Annotated in this window: 13 protein-coding genes; 4 read left to right on the forward strand and 9 right to left on the reverse strand. The window is 64.4% G+C overall.

Annotated features, from left to right (window positions below):
- Positions 1-10 precede the first annotated feature (10 nt).
- Both ACKLLE_RS06645 and ACKLLE_RS06650 read left to right on the forward strand, forming a co-directional pair.
- Positions 11-355, forward strand: coding sequence for a helix-turn-helix domain-containing protein (locus ACKLLE_RS06645; protein ID WP_064304985.1), 345 nt, complete (start codon positions 11-13; stop codon positions 353-355).
- Positions 352-720 carry a hypothetical protein gene (locus ACKLLE_RS06650; RefSeq protein ID WP_009407455.1) on the forward strand — a complete coding sequence of 123 codons (369 nt, stop codon included), beginning with the start codon at positions 352-354 and terminating at the stop codon, positions 718-720. The genes ACKLLE_RS06645 and ACKLLE_RS06650 overlap by 4 nt, the downstream gene beginning before the upstream one ends.
- 58 nt (positions 721-778) lie before the next feature.
- Here the strand turns inward: ACKLLE_RS06650 and ACKLLE_RS06655 are convergent, their stop codons facing one another.
- Together ACKLLE_RS06655 and ACKLLE_RS06660 are read right to left on the reverse strand one after the other, a co-directional pair.
- Positions 779-2,536, reverse strand: coding sequence for a bifunctional diguanylate cyclase/phosphodiesterase (locus tag ACKLLE_RS06655; RefSeq protein ID WP_064304984.1), 1,758 nt, complete (start codon positions 2,534-2,536; stop codon positions 779-781).
- Between the two features lie 134 nt (positions 2,537-2,670).
- Positions 2,671-4,773: a carboxy terminal-processing peptidase gene (locus ACKLLE_RS06660; RefSeq protein WP_420057532.1), complete on the reverse strand. Its 2,103-nt coding sequence runs from the start codon at positions 4,771-4,773 to the stop codon at positions 2,671-2,673.
- A 138-nt stretch (positions 4,774-4,911) separates the two neighbouring features.
- Between ACKLLE_RS06660 and ACKLLE_RS06665 the strand changes: the two genes are divergently transcribed.
- Positions 4,912-5,874, forward strand: a complete 963-nt coding sequence (locus ACKLLE_RS06665; RefSeq protein ID WP_064304982.1) for an NAD(P)H-quinone oxidoreductase — start codon at positions 4,912-4,914, stop codon at positions 5,872-5,874.
- A 113-nt stretch (positions 5,875-5,987) separates the two neighbouring features.
- On the opposite strand, the gene ACKLLE_RS06670 is transcribed toward ACKLLE_RS06665, so the two are convergent.
- From ACKLLE_RS06670 to ACKLLE_RS06695, 6 genes are all read right to left on the reverse strand, one after another.
- On the reverse strand, positions 5,988-6,641 hold the full coding sequence (locus ACKLLE_RS06670; protein WP_009407463.1) for an HAD family hydrolase: 654 nt from the start codon (positions 6,639-6,641) through the stop codon (positions 5,988-5,990).
- A 22-nt stretch (positions 6,642-6,663) separates the two neighbouring features.
- Positions 6,664-7,653, reverse strand: a complete 990-nt coding sequence (locus ACKLLE_RS06675; RefSeq protein WP_064304980.1) for an ABC transporter ATP-binding protein — start codon at positions 7,651-7,653, stop codon at positions 6,664-6,666.
- A 1-nt stretch (position 7,654) separates the two neighbouring features.
- Positions 7,655-8,452 (reverse strand): ABC transporter permease, encoded by a 798-nt coding sequence (locus tag ACKLLE_RS06680; protein ID WP_009407467.1) that lies wholly within the window; start codon positions 8,450-8,452, stop codon positions 7,655-7,657.
- A complete protein-coding gene (locus tag ACKLLE_RS06685) occupies positions 8,439-9,281 on the reverse strand; it encodes an ABC transporter permease (protein ID WP_009407469.1) in 843 nt (280 codons plus the stop codon). Before ACKLLE_RS06685 ends, ACKLLE_RS06680 begins: the two co-directional genes overlap by 14 nt.
- Entirely contained in the window at positions 9,278-10,084 is an 807-nt protein-coding gene (locus tag ACKLLE_RS06690; protein WP_064304979.1) for an alkaline phosphatase family protein, read from the reverse strand. Before ACKLLE_RS06690 ends, ACKLLE_RS06685 begins: the two co-directional genes overlap by 4 nt.
- 130 nt (positions 10,085-10,214) lie before the next feature.
- On the reverse strand, positions 10,215-11,279 hold the full coding sequence (locus ACKLLE_RS06695; RefSeq protein WP_009407473.1) for an ABC transporter substrate-binding protein: 1,065 nt from the start codon (positions 11,277-11,279) through the stop codon (positions 10,215-10,217).
- 345 nt (positions 11,280-11,624) lie between these two features.
- Here ACKLLE_RS06695 and ACKLLE_RS06700 point away from each other — a divergent pair, with 345 nt between their 5' ends.
- A complete protein-coding gene (locus tag ACKLLE_RS06700) occupies positions 11,625-12,338 on the forward strand; it encodes a UTRA domain-containing protein (protein WP_064304978.1) in 714 nt (237 codons plus the stop codon).
- Here ACKLLE_RS06700 and ACKLLE_RS06705 read toward each other — a convergent pair.
- The gene (locus ACKLLE_RS06705) at positions 12,335-14,488 is read right to left on the reverse strand and encodes a mechanosensitive ion channel family protein (protein ID WP_009407477.1); all 2,154 of its coding nucleotides are present in this window, start codon (positions 14,486-14,488) and stop codon (positions 12,335-12,337) included. The two genes, ACKLLE_RS06700 and ACKLLE_RS06705, sit on opposite strands and share 4 nt — an antisense overlap.
- Positions 14,489-14,520 lie beyond the last annotated feature (32 nt).

The raw sequence follows: 14,520 nt of genomic DNA on the forward strand, positions 1-14,520 counted from the left end.
GGGGGTTGTAATGGCTATTCAGGTTATCAGCCGAGATGGTCAACCCGAGTACGCGGTTGTTCCCTGGGATCAATATCAGGCGTTACTCAAGGCGGCAGGGCAACCGGAGGCGGTGTCCACCGAAGCACAAACCACCACTGAAGCAGCTTCTTCCCCGGCCAGCGTGCCCTCCCTGAGCAGGCTGGCCGTACTGCGTGAGGCCAAGGGCATTCCTGCCGAGCAACTGGCGCGCAAGGTCGGTATCAGCCCGGCCTACCTGGCGATGATCGAAAGCGGCGAGCGCGTGCCGGATTCGGCGATTCGCCGCAGCCTGGCCTGGGAGCTGGGATTATCCGGCTGGAGCGATCCGTCATGAGCGCCGTACGGATCAGCCGGCAGCACTGGGAGGGCTTGCTCGGCGAGCTGGATGTGGCCCGTCGTCAACGCCATCTGCTGACCTACCGCGCGCTGCTGGAGCGTCTGCAACTGCCGAGCCCGGCGATGCAGACCCTCACCGCAGCGCTGGAATACCTGGCGGTGCTGGATGCCCGCGCCGAACAGCCGTTGCGCAGTTCGCTGGTGATCAGCCAGGGGGCGAGCCGCCTGCCACGCACCGGGTTCTTCGAATGCGTGGAGCGGCTGGGACGGTTTTCCGGACCTTCGGACGGCATGGCGGCGGCGTCGTGGCATGCGTCGGAGGTGGTGCGGGTGTTCGAGTATTCCTATCCCGAAGAAGCTTGAGTCTTCGAGGGCCTCATCGCTGGCTTGTCGGACCGCCGCACCGCAGCGATGAGGCCTTTCAGGCCGCCGCAGTATCTATGAGATACACACTGGCCCCCTGAACCTCCTTGGCATGATGCTTGGCCTGCGACGCCAGGTCCGCCAGTTGGTCCGCATCCAGTTCGCCGCAGGTTTCCGCACGCAACTGCACCACTCCGATCGACAGCGACAGCAATGGAAACTCCTGGCGCTGCCCGAGCCGGTTGTGGGCAATGAAACATCCCGCCTCCACGTGCTCGCTGCGGTAGAACCGCCGGCACTGCTGTTCGAAATCCGCCAGCAATACATCCAGGCGCTGCTGCCAATCCTGCGAACTCAAGACCAGCATGAAATCGTCGCCACCGATGTGCCCGACGAAGTCCCGGCTCGGGTCGACCCGTTCGTTCAGGCACTGCGCCAGGCATAGCAACACTTCGTCACCGCGGGCGTAGCCGTAGATATCGTTGAACGGTTTGAAACTGTCGATATCGACATAGCAGATCGCCGCCTGGCGCCGCTGTTGCAGCAACCGCGCCAGGCATTGCTGGATCGGCACGTTGCCCGGCAGCAGGGTCAGCGGGTTGGCGTAGCGGGCCTGCTGGATCTTCTGCTCGGTGATCAGTTTCAGCACGTCGATGACCCGCCCCAGGCCGACATAGCGTCCCTGGTCGGTGATGATGAAGTCTTCCTCGATACGCTGCCGTGCGCGGCTGGTGAGCAGGCGGCTGACACTTTGCAGCGACTGGCCCAACTCTACCGCAAGGAAATCCTCGCTCATCAGCCGGCTGACCGGCTTGCGCGCGAAGAGTTCGGTGGCAAAGGGCTTGAGCAGGGCATCGGAGAGCGAATAGCGGTGGACGATGCCACAAGGTCGCTGTTGCTCGTCGAGCACCGCCAGCGAGTTGAGGTTGGCCTGTCGGCGGAACGCTTCCAGCACCAACGGCGTCGCGGTATCGCGGGTGACGGCCGGTTGGTCGATAAGGAGTGCGCCGAGATCGGAGGCTTCGTCGCCAAGCACCGGCAGGCTGTTCAGCATCGAACCGGGAAGCAGCAGCGTGACGTCCTTCGGCGGATGCTCCTGGGGCCGGCAGACCAGGTAACCCTGGACCAGGTCCACGCCCATCTCGGTCAGCACCGCCAGCTCCTCGGGCAACTCGATGCCCTCGGCAACCACCTTGGCCCGCGATGCCTTGGCGATCTGCAGGATGGACCCGACGAACTCGCGCTTTACCGCATCCAGATGAATGCCGTCGATGAAATGGCGATCGATCTTCACGTAGTCCGGGCGCAGTTCCGACCACAGGCGCAGGCTCGAATAGCCGGCGCCGAGGTCATCCAGGGCAATGGAGAATCCCATGTCGCGGTAGTGGTGCAGGGCGTTGTAGAGCAGCTGGAAATCGTCGGTCGGGGTCTGTTCGGTAAGTTCGATGACCACCCGGCTCGCCGGGATTCCAAGGTTCTGCAGCAACTTCAGGGTCAGCCCGGACTGGTACTGCGGTTCGAGCAGCGACTCGGGAGAGACGTTCAGGAACAGCTTGCCTTCCAGTTTCTGCTGGCTGAAACGCCGACAGGCACTTTCCCGGCAGGCGATCTCCAGCTCGGTCAGGCGCCCGGCATGACGGGCCACCGCGAACAGGTTGATCGGTGAATGCAAGGGGCTGTTGGACGGGCCGCGGCTCAGGGCTTCGTAACCCAGGATGCGCCGTTCGGAAAGGCAGACGATGGGCTGGAACAGGCTGTGCAAGCCGCCTTGAGTCAGGATGGAACTCAATGCGCTGAGCTGTTCGGTCATGGTCATCTCGCTGCTACCTTGAAAAAAAGGGACTGGGCGCCGATAGCGCTCAGTCCCTTATTTCACGACAGTTTGATGACTGTTTAATGACGCAATGCTACTCGATCATGGTATTTCGCCATTATCGATTCAGCCTTTCTTCAGTGTTTCGCCACCGAGGCGTTGAGGCTCAGGTAGTCCAGCAGGATACGCCCGGTTTCGCTGAGGTAGGCGTCGTCTTCCGGTTTGCTGTCGTCCGGCTCGGCGGGGATCGCATCCTCGTCTTCCTTCTTCAGCTCCTTGAGCGGTTCTTCGCCCTTGGCCTTGCGCCGGGTGTTTTCCAGGGCCAGTTGCTGGTTCTCGATAGCGGTGTGCTTGGCGCGGCGTTCTTCCTCGTTGAGGCTGACGGTCTTCTCGCTCATCAGCTTCTGGGTCAGGGCCAGGCGGTCACGGATGTAGACGAACTCGGCGTCCTTGGCGCTGCGGGCGTCATGGCGAGCCTTGAGCTGGGCCAGGTACGGCTTGAACGGATCGCTGGTCGGCTTGATCGCGGCGCGGATGGTGTCCCAGGGCATGGCCTCGGGCAGTGCGCTTTCGCCGATTTCCTTGGTGTCGATGATCGACGGGTAATCGATGTCGGGCAGTACGCCTTGATGCTGGGTGCTCTGGCCGGAAACCCGATAGAACTTGGCCATGGTGACCTTGAGCTCGCCGTGATTGAGCGGTTCGAGGTTCTGCACGGTGCCCTTGCCGAAGGTCTGGCCACCGATGATCAGGGCCCGGTGGTAGTCCTGCATGGCGCCGGCAAAGATTTCCGACGCCGAGGCCGACAGACGATTGACCAGCACCGCCAGCGGGCCACGGTAGTAGGCGCCGGTGGGGTTCTGGTCCTCGAGCACGGCCAGGCGGCCATCGGCGCTGCGGATCAGCACGGTCGGACCACTGTCGATGAACAGGCTGGTCAGCTCCTGGGCTTCCTGCAGCGAACCGCCGCCGTTGTTGCGCAGGTCGATCACCACACCGTCGACGTTGTCTTTCTTCAGTTCGCCGAGCAGTTTCTTCACGTCCCGCGTAGTGCTCTTGTACTCGGCGTCGCCGGCACGCATGGCCTTGAAGTCCTGGTAGAAGGCCGGCAGTTCGATGATGCCGATCTTGTAGGTGTGGCCGTCCTGCTTGAGCTCCAGCACGGATTTCTTCGCTGCCTGCTCTTCGAGCTTCACCGCTTCGCGGGTGATGGTGACGATCTTGCTGGTCTGGTCGTTCGGCGCGTTGCTCGCCGGAATCACCTCGAGCCGCACCACCGAGCCTTTCGGGCCACGGATCTTCTTGACCACTTCATCCAGGCGCCACCCGATCACGTCGACCATCTCGCCGTCGCCCTGGGCAACCCCGACGATCTTGTCGGCAGGTGCGACCTGCTTGGTCTTGGCGGCCGGGCCGGCGGGTACCAGGCGGACGATCTTGACCTGGTCGTTATCGCTCTGCAGCACGGCGCCGATGCCTTCCAGCGACAGGCTCATGTTGATGTCGAAGTTTTCCGCGTTATCCGGCGACAGGTAGTTGGTGTGCGGGTCGTAGGACTGGGCGAAGGTGTTGATGTAGGCCTGGAAGATATCTTCCGAGCGGGTCTGCCCCAGGCGCGCCAGCTGGTTCTTGTAGCGCTTGACCAGCAGTTCCTGGATGGCCTTGGGTTCCTTGCCGGCGATCTTCAGGCGCAGGACCTCGTCCTTCAGGCGTTTGCGCCAGAGGTCGTCCAGCTCGGCACCGGTCTTGATCCAGGGGGCGTCCTTGCGGTCCACCAGCAGGGTTTCGTGGGTGGTGAAGTCGATCTTGTCGACGCCCTTGTCCAGCTCGGCCAGGGTGAAGTCCAGACGCGACTTCACCCGGTCCAGGTAGCGCTTGTAGATATCGAAGCCGGGTTCGAGGTTGCCGCTCTTGAGGAAATCGTCGAACTGGGTCTTCCACTTGTCGAATTCGGCGATATCGCTGGCGAGGAAGTAGCTGCGCGCCGGATCCAGCAGCTTGAGGTAGCTGTCGTAGATGATCACCGAGCGGGCGTCGTCCAGCGGCGGCTTGCTGTAGTGACGACGCTTGAGCAGCTCGACGATGTTGACGCTCGCCATCGCCTGGTCGCGGTCGGGCTGAAGCGAGTCCCAGCTGTTGGCCGCCGGGGCGGTGGCAGCAGCCAGGGCATGATCTGCCAGCGGCAGATTGCCAAGGCCGATCAGCAAGGCGAGGGCGGTGCTGGAGAAGAAGTGCTTCATGCCGATTCGACGCAGGGGCAATTGATAACGCATAGTGGGCCGTCTTTGATTCGCCGGCTCCAAAGAGCCGGGCGCAGAATGCAAAAAGCCTGGAGCTAGCAGCTCCAGGCCCCGTCTGACATCAACTATGGAGGCACTGTGAAGGCATTGCAAGGCGTTGAAGGCCATGTGGAGTGGGTTGAGGCGACAAGTCCAACCTGCGATGTAGGTCAAGTGCGAATCCGGGTTGCCGCCGCGGGCCTCAACCGTGCCGACCTGTTGCAGCGTGCCGGGCTTTATCCGCCGCCGCCCGGGGCCAGCGAGTACCTTGGCCTGGAGTGCTCCGGGGTGATTACCGAGGTGGGGGCCGGGGCGTCCTGGCAGGTGGGTGACCGGGTCTGTGCGCTGCTGGCCGGCGGCGGGATGGCCGAGGAAGTGGTGGTCGATGCGCGCCATGTGCTGCCGGTGCCGCAAGGCCTGGGCCTGCAGGAGGCTGCCGCGATTCCCGAAGTGTATGCCACGGCCTGGCTCAACCTGTTCCAGCTCGGTGGCCTGCGCCCGGGCGAGAAGGTGCTGTTGCATGCCGGTGCCAGCGGCGTGGGCTCGGCGGCGATCCAGTTGTGCAAGGCGTTCGGCAGCCCGTGCTGGGTCAGTGTCGGCTCCGCCGATCGCCTGGCCTATTGCGAAAGCCTGGGCGCCATCGGCGGTGTGGTGCGCGGTGTCGATCTCGAGGCACTGAACGACTTCGCGCCCTTCGATGTGGTGCTCGATCCGGTGGGCGCCAGCTACACCGAGCTGAACCTGAAGGTGCTGGGCCGCGACGGGCGCTGGGTGATCATCGGCCTGATGGGTGGACGCGAGGCGAATCTGGACCTGGCCCAGGTACTGGGCAAGCGTATCCAACTGACCGGCTCGACCTTGCGCAACCGCAGTGACCAGTTCAAGGCCGACCTGCTCAGCGATCTGCACCAGCAGGTGTGGCCGCTGTTCACCGAAGGGCGCCTGAAGCCGCAGTTGGTGGGCAGTTATCCGGTGGCGGATGCCCAGGCGGCGTTCGAGGAACTGGCGGGGAACCAGGTTTCCGGGAAGCTGGTGCTGGTGGTTGATCCGAGCCTTGTATAAAGCCTGAGGACTTACACGGACTCTGTGGGAGCGGGTTCACCCGCGATTGCGTCGTTGAATTCACTACCGCAATCGCGGGTGAACCCGCTCCCACACGGTCCCTGCTAAACCCTTCAGCTCCAGGCCAGAATCGGCCAGCCATTCTTCTCGGCATGCTCGCGCAGCACCGGATCCGGATTCACCACATGCGGGTGGTCCACCTTCAGCAGCAGCGGCAGATCATTGCGCGAGTCCGAATAGAAACTCGCTCCCTCCAGGTTCTCCTCTTCCTGATCCAGCCACTCCAGCAGGCGGGTGATCTTGCCTTCCCGGTAGGTCAGCACACCCTGGGTGCGCCCGCTGTAGACTCCATTGACTACCTCGAGGTCGATGGCCAGGAACTCATCGATCCCCAGCCGCGCCGCGATCGGACCCACCAGGTGGGTGCCCGAGGCCGAGATCACCAGGATCCGGTCGCCCAGGCGCCGGTGCTCGGCGATTGCCCGGCAGGCATCGCTGAAAATGATCGGCTCGATGACGTCCTCGACCCAGGGTTCGACCAGATGCTCGACTTCCTCCGGCGTGCGCCCGGCCACCGGCTCCAGGCTGAAGGCCATGTAGTCCTCCATCGCCAGGTGGCCCTTGCCGTAGGCCTCCATCAACTCATGGTCGCGACGCAGGAACGACGGGCCATCGACCCAGCCCAGGCGGGCCATCTGCTCGCTCCACAGCGAAGCGCAGTCGCCGTGGATCAGGGTTTCGTCCAGATCGAAGATCGCTAAAGCCATAACGCAAAACTCCCGTGCATCCCTACGCGACTTCGCGCAGGGCAGTTGGATCGATCGACAAGGATACCCGTTGCCCGTCCGGATAGAGATCCGCGGACGAGCGATTGAGCACGTCCACCGACAGCTCGACGCCGCGGGCCTCGACCCGGTAGCGGATGATATTGCCGAGCAGGCTGTGGCTGCGCACCTGGCCGTCGAGGGCTCCGTCCAGGCTCAGGGCGATGGCTTCCGGGCGGATCGCCAGGCGGCAGCTCACCGGGCGCTCGAGCAGGCGGCTGGCGCTTTCGGCGTCGAGCAGGTTGTAGTTGCCGATGAACCCGGCGGCGAAGGCGTCCACCGGCGCGGTGTAGAGGGTTTCGGCGTCGCCGCTCTGGACGATCCGGCCCTGGTTCATCAGGAAGATGCGGTCCGACAGGGTCAGCGCCTCCTCCTGGTCGTGGGTGACGAACACCGTGGTCAGTCCCAGCTCGCGCTGGATGCTGCGGATCTGCTCGCGCAGGTGCTTGCGAATGCGTGCATCGAGGGCCGACAGCGGTTCGTCGAGCAGCAGCAGGCGCGGGCGGGTCACCAGCGAGCGGGCCAGGGCCACGCGCTGGCACTGGCCGCCGGACAGCTGGTGTGGATAGCGCGCGGCGAAGTCCTGCAACTCGACCATGCGCAGGGCTTCCTCCACCCGCGACCGACTGTCCTGGCTGGCGACCTTCTGCATGCGCAGGCCGAAGGCGACGTTCTGCGCCACGGTCATGTTGGGAAACAGCGCATAGCTCTGGAACACCATGCCGATCCCGCGTTTTTGCGGGCTCAGCGGAACCAGGTCGGTACCGTCGAGGAGGATCCTGCCGCTGTCCACCGGGGTCAGGCCGGCGATGCAGCGCAGCAGGGTCGACTTGCCGCAGCCGGACGGGCCGAGCAGGGTGATGAATTCGCCGCGAGCGATGTCGAAATTGATGTCCTTGAACACCGGGCTGCCGGCGTAGGTCTTTTCCAGGTTCTGGATGCTGACGAAGCTCATTTCAGGTTTTGTCCTTGTTCAGGCGGTTGGCTGCCCAGGTCAGCACCAGCACGAAGAGGAAGTAGGAAATCACCAGGGCACTGTTGAAGTGGCCGCTGCTGTTGCGCATGTTGTTCAGGTACACCTGCAGGGTTTCGTAGCGGGTACCCACCAGCAGGTTGGCGAACACGAACTCGCCGAAGAGGAAGGAGAACGACAGCAGCAGGGCGACCATCAGGCCCTTGCGCAGGTTCGGCAGCACTACCAGGAACGCCGCCTGCCAGGTGCTGGCGCCGAGCAGTTGGGCGGCATCCATCAGGTCGCGCAAGTTGATGGCCTGGAGGTTGTTGGTGATGGCCCGGTACATGAACGGCAGGGCCACGGTGAAGTAGCAGCCGATCAGGATCCAGGGCGTGCCGACCATGGCCATCGGCCCGGAGCCATAGAGCTGCAGCAGGCCCACCGAGGACACCACCGGCGGCACCGCGAACGGCAGCAGGATGAGGATGTTCATTAGTCCGTCGAGCCTGGGGAAGTGGTAATGCACGACGAACAGCAGCGGCAGGATCAGCAGCACCGACAGGACCAGGGCGCCGACGCAGACCAGCAGCGACTGGGCGAAAGCGGTGAGGAAGCGCGGATCGCTCCACAGCGCCAGGTACCATTTGAAGGTCAGGCCGCTGGGCAGAAGGCTCGCCGACCAACTGGTGGAAATGGAGTAGAGCAGGGTGCCGGCCAGGGGCAGCAGCAGGACAAGGAACAGGGCCCAGACCACCAGCCGGTGGTAGACGGCACTGCGTGCGGGTTCAGCGCGCGACATGGTAACTCCTCTTCAGCAGCCATTGATGGACCAGGGTCACCAGGGTCATGAGGCCCACCAGGATGATCGCCAGTGCGCTGGCCAGGTTCGGGTCGAGGGAAATATCGCCGGCCACCAGCGCGGCGATGCGGATCGGCAGGACGTTGAAATTGCCGGTGGTCAGCGCGTACACCGTGGCGTAGGCACCGAGGGCGTTGGCCAGGAGGATGACGAAGGTACCGAGCAGGGCCGGCGTCAGCACCGGCAGGCCGATATGCCGCCAGTACTGCCAGGGGCTCGCACCGAGCAGGGCGGCGGACTCGCGCCAGTCTTCGCGCAGGGCGTCGAAGGCCGGGTAGAGCAGCAGTACGCCGAGGGGAATCTGGAAATAGGTGTAGAGGATGATCAGCCCGGTCTTGGAATACAGGTTGAAATCCTCGATCAGCCCGGCCTGTTTCAGGGCCAGGGTCAGGGCGCCGTTGAAGCCCAGCAGGATGATGAAGGCGAAGGCCAGCGGCACCCCCGAGAAGTTGCTGGTCATGTTGGCGAAGGCGTTGACGAAGTCGCGCAGGCGCGAGTCCACCCGTTGCAACGAATAGCTGCCCAGCACCGCCACCAGGATGCCGAACAGGCTCGACCAGAAGCTGATCTCCAGGCTGTGCTGGATGGCCTGGCGATAGAACTTCGAGCCCAGGATCTTGCTGAAGTTGTCCAGGCCCCAGCCGCTCTCGGCTTGCAGGCTGTGGATCGCCACCCAGGCCAGCGGGGCGATCTGGAAGATGATGAAGAACAGGGCGAAGGGCAGCAGGCACAGCAATGCCAGCCACTTGCCGCGGGAAAACGGATTCACGAGAGCAGCTCCCGGCAAAGCGGTTTGTCGTGGGCCACGCCCAGCAGCTGGCAGACGGTGCCGCACAGTTCGGTCTGCAGGGGTTTGGCCGTGGGGTCGAGGCTGAAACCGTCGCCGAACACGAACAGCGGCACTTCCCGTTCTTCCGGGAGCAGTCCGTTGTGCGAGCGGTCGTTGTTCATGCCGTGGTCGGCGGTCACCAGCACCTGGTAACCCTCGGCGAGCCAGGTGGCCAGGTAGTCGGCCAGGAGGATGTCGGCCGAGCGCGCGCTGTTGCGGTACTGGCTGCTGTCCAGGCCATGGCGGTGGCCGGCGTCGTCGATGTTCATCGGGTGGATCAGGAGGAAACCGGGGTCGTGCTTGCGCCGCAGGTATTCGGCATCGGCGAACAGGTGCGAGTCCGGGTAATGGTCGGCGTAGTAGAACAGACCGTGCTGGATCGGCAGCTTCGGCGCGTGGGTATGGCGGTCGCGGACCGGGTCGAAGGGCGTGCGGTTGTACAGCTCGCTGACCCAGTGATAGGCCGCGGCGGCAGTGGGCACGCCGGCGTCACGGGCGTAGTGGAAGATGCTGCGCTGGGTCGACAGGCGCGACACCTGGTTGTGCACGATGCCGCTGTCGATCGGCGCAACGCCGGTGAGGATGCATTCGTACAGCGGCCGGGACAGGGCTGGCAGCTCGCACTCCAGGCGATAGAGGGCGGCGCGGTCGGCTTCGACCCAGGCGTGCAGGTGGCCCATGGCATGGTGCGCGACCTGGTGGTTGAGGCCGTCGAGCAGGACCAGGATGACTTTGTGCTTCATGTGAGGCTCCGGGGACCGTGTGTGTAGCCTTGCGCGGTCCCTGTGGGAGCGGGTTTACCCGCGATTGCGATAGTGAATCCACCGACGCAATCGCGGGTGAACCCGCTCCCACACGGTCCCTGCTAAGGCCTCACTCCATCTCGATGATGACCTGCTCCTGCCACTTCTGCGGCAGTGCCTTGGAGGTCGCCTCCCACGCGGCCGCATCCTTGATCGGCTGGGCGGCGCGGTATTGCTCGTTCGGCAGCAGCTTGGCCTGGACGTCAGCCGGCAGCTTCAGGTGCTCGGCACGGATCGGGCGCGCATGGCCGATCGCCAGGTTGGTCTGCCCGGCATCGCTGAAGATGTATTCGCGGGTCAGCTTGGCGGCGTTCGGGTGCTTGGCGTACTTGTTGATGATGGTGGTGTAGCCGGAGATCACCGAGCCATCGGCCGGAATCAGCACTTCGAAGCGCTTGGGATCGATCTGCTCGCGGTAGCTCAGGCCATTGAAGTCCCATACCACGCCCACTTCCACTTCACCCTTTTCCAGGGTCTGGATGGTCGGGTTGGCCAGCGACAGGCGCTTCTGCTGGGCCAGCTTGGTGAACAGTTGCAGGCCCGGCTCGATGTTCTTCTCGTCGCCCTTGTAGGCGATGGCGGCGGCCAGTACGCCATTGGCAGCTTGTGCGGCAGTGCCGACGTCGCCGATGGCGACCTTGTACTTGCCTTTTTCCAGGTCATGCCAGGTTTTCGGCATGTCCTCTTCCTTCACCAGTTGCTTGTTGATGATGAAGGCGATGGTGCCGGTATAGGCCAGCGCCCAGTGCCCGTCCTGGTCCTTCGCCCAGGCCGGGACCTGGTCCCAGGTGCTCGGCTTGTATGGCTGGGTCACGCCCTTGGCCACGGCGATCGGGCCGAAGGCGGCGCCGACATCGCCGATGTCGGCGCTGGCGTTGTCCTTCTCGGCGTCGAACTTGGCCACTTCCTGGGCCGAGCTCATGTCGGTGTCCATATGCTTGAGGCCGTATTTCTTCGCCAGGTCTTCCCAGGTTCCTTTCCAGTTCGCCCAGGCATCGGGCATGCCCACGCTATTGACGGTGCCTTCCTTGCGGGCGGCGTCCTCCAGGGCCTTGAGGTCGGTGTCGGCGGCCACGGCCGCATGCGACAGGGCAATGCTCGCGCCTAACAGAGAGGCCAGGAAAAGCTGTTTCATCCGAAGCTCCTTAATGGGTGCCTTGCACGACATGAGAGGTTGGGGCGTTGTTGCGTTTCGGTTGGTCTAGGTCAGCAATACCTGAGCCAAGGTAGGCATGTTGCGTGACAGTTTGATGTCGCACAGCCTTGCCGGGCGCTGCCGACCGACTCTGGAAATACAGCGTAGACCACGGTTGAGCGCACGATGGCCGTGGCCTCCAGCCCGGGCGGGAATGACCGTTGGGCGCACTTGTCATCTCAGGTTCATCTGCTTTGCCTAAGCTCAACACGTTTTTCCGGCCAGGCCAGATGCACCCTTGCAGGGCATCGGGTGCGGCTGGACTAGTCCAGAAGGAAGCCCTTGATGCATGCACCGCCGCCCCGTGCCGTTACAGCCATTTGCCACGCCTTGCAGGAGCAGATCGAACACGGCCTGCTCCCGCCCGGCGGCAAGCTGCCGGCTGAACGCAAGCTCAGTGAAGTATTCGATACCACCCGGATTACCCTGCGCGAAGCGCTGGTCCAGCTGGAGGCCCAGGGCCTGATCTACCGCGAGGAGCGGCGAGGCTGGTTCGTCGCCCCGCAACGGCTGACCTACGACCTGATCGAGCGCAGTCACTTCCATGCCATGGTGCGCGAGCAAGGGCGCATCCCGGCTACCGAACTGCTCTCGGCGCGCCTGCAACCGGCGGCCGCGGCGATCTGCGCGCGCCTGAAGCTGCCGCCACTGTCCAGCGTGATCCAGATCTGCCGCCTGCGCCGCATCGACGGGCGTGCGGTGCTCTATGCCGAGCATTACCTGAACCCGGACTACTTTCCCGGCATCCTCGAACACGACCTGGGCCAGTCGCTGACCGAGATCTATGATCGTCACTATGGCATCCGCTACGGGCGGGTGTGCTTCGAGATCCTGCCAACCGCGCTGCCGACCGCGGCGGCCTCGGCATTGAAGGTGTCACCGGGCAGCGCCGGCCTGCATATCACCCGGGTCAACAGCGACCAGTCGGGGCGACTGATCGACTGCGACCTCGAGTATTGGCGGCACGATGCGATCCGCATCCGCGCCGATGCGGGCTAGGCCTTTTCGCTACCCTCGGCCGCGGTGCCGCCGGCGGTGGTCAGCACCTGTACCGACAGACGCGGGGTGGCGAGGTCCAGCCCGGCCTCGTCGAGCTGGCGCTTGAGCGCCAGGTTGAAGGCCCTCGATACCTCCCATTGCTTGATCGGCGCGGTCTTGAAGCGCGCCCGCAGCACCGCCGAGCCGGATTCGAAACTCTCCACGCCCTGCAACTCCAGCGGCGACCAGATATTGCGGCGCTGCAACGGGTCGCTGCGCATCTTCTGGCCGACGTCGCGAATCAGCGCGATGGCCTGGTCGATGCCCATGTTGTAGGGAATGGCGATGCGGAAGATCGCGTAGCCGAACTCCCGGGAATAGTTCTTGATGCTCTTGATCTCGCTGAACGGGATGGTGTGGACGATGCCGTCGATATCGCGCAGGCGCACGGTGCGGATGGTCAGGCCCTCGACGGTGCCGAGATGGCCACCGACATCGACGTAGTCGTCGATCGCCAGGGAGTCCTCGATGATGATGAACAGGCCGGTGATCAGGTCGGCCACCAGCGATTGCGCGCCGAAACCGATGGCCAGGCCGATCACACCGGCACCGGCCAGCAGTGGCGTGACGTTCATGCCCATGTTCGCCAGGGCGATGATCAGGGCGATGATGGCGATGGTCACGAACAGTACGTTGCGGATCAGCGGCATCATGGTCTGCGCCCGGGCGTTGGCCAGGCCCTTGCGGGAGCGGGTCAGGGCGTGGTGCACGGCGGTATCGGCGAGGATCCACACCAGCCAGGCGGCGATCAGGGTGCCGGCCAGGCCGCCCATGCGGATCGCCACTTCATGGCCTTCGCCTTCGGCGAAGCTGATCAGCGACAGGCCCCAGACCCGCAGGCCCAGCTCGATGAATACCAGCCAGACGCCCAGGTGCACCAGGGTGTAGGCGAAGCTGCGCAGGCGCTCGGCGTACACCGCCTGGCGCCGGTTGTTGCGCTGCTGCCGGAGTGCGTGGCGACGGACCAGGCCATTGATCACCATGCACAGGATCACCAGTACCGTGCACATCAACGACTGGCGCAGGGCTGTGCTGGTATCGCCTGCGGAGACGAAGGTGGCGAACAGCGAGATGCCCACCAGCACCAGGGCCGGCAGGTACCAGAAACTGCCAAGGACTTCGATCGTGTCGCTCAGGGCACGGCGCTTGAGCCGATGGGCCAGCGGCTGGTTGCGGATCAGGTGGGCGATGGGGCGGCGGAAACGCAGGATGAACAGCGCCGTGGACAGGGCCGCGAGGATATTGGCCAGGGTCGCCAGGGCATGGGCCAGGTGGGTGCCGAGGGCCAGGTACAGGCGCGGGTCGTTCATCGCCTCGCCGAAGGCGGCGAAGCTGCCGATCAGCCACAGCGGGCGGAAGGCCCGGTGCCGCAGGATATGCAGGGCACGGTGGCGGTGCGGGCCGTCGAGCAGGGAGAAGGCGATCACGCAGATGGCCGAGAACAGGGTACCCACCACCAGGGCGTAGGCGATGACCATGGCCATCGATTTGCCCAGCGAGGAGGGCAGGGCGAAGCTCAGGTACACGGTGATGATCAGCGCCACCAGCCAGGGCCCCAGCTTGCGCAGGGCGAAGCGCACCAGGTCCCAGGTGCGCGGATGCTGGGGCAGTTCCTCGGTCAGGCCGAAGCGCACGCGCAAGCGGTGGCTGGCCCAGTTCAGGGCGTAGGCCAGCAGGCTCCACAAGGCGAGGATGGCGATGAAGCCGAACAGCAGCCCCGGCAATTGCTGCACCGGGACTTTCAGCGCCGCGAGTTCGACGCCCGCCAGTTCCATTTCGTCGGCCCAGCGCTTGAACGGGCTGGCGTCGCCGCTGAACTGCTTTTCCAGTTCGGCGAAGGTGCCGCCGATCAGGCCCAGCACCCCCTGCTCAGGGTCCGGCTGGGCCTGGCGGGTGCTGTCGCGGAGCTTCTTCAGGTCGTTGAGCAGGCGCGTGCGTTGCTGGTCGTTTTCCAGCGTGGTGATGACTTCGTCGAGGGACTTGCCCAGGGGTTCGCTGGCCTGGGGCTGGGCCGGCGTGCTGCCGCCGAGCAGGCTCGGCAGGCCGGCGGCCTGGGCCTGGGCAGCGAAGATCAGCAGTAGCAGAGTGAAACAGCGCAGAAGGGCGGACACTGGACGATCAACCTCGAACACAGGTAATCGGC

The organism is Pseudomonas bharatica (assembly GCF_048586865.1).
Classification (GTDB): Bacteria; Pseudomonadota; Gammaproteobacteria; order Pseudomonadales; family Pseudomonadaceae; genus Aquipseudomonas; species Aquipseudomonas bharatica.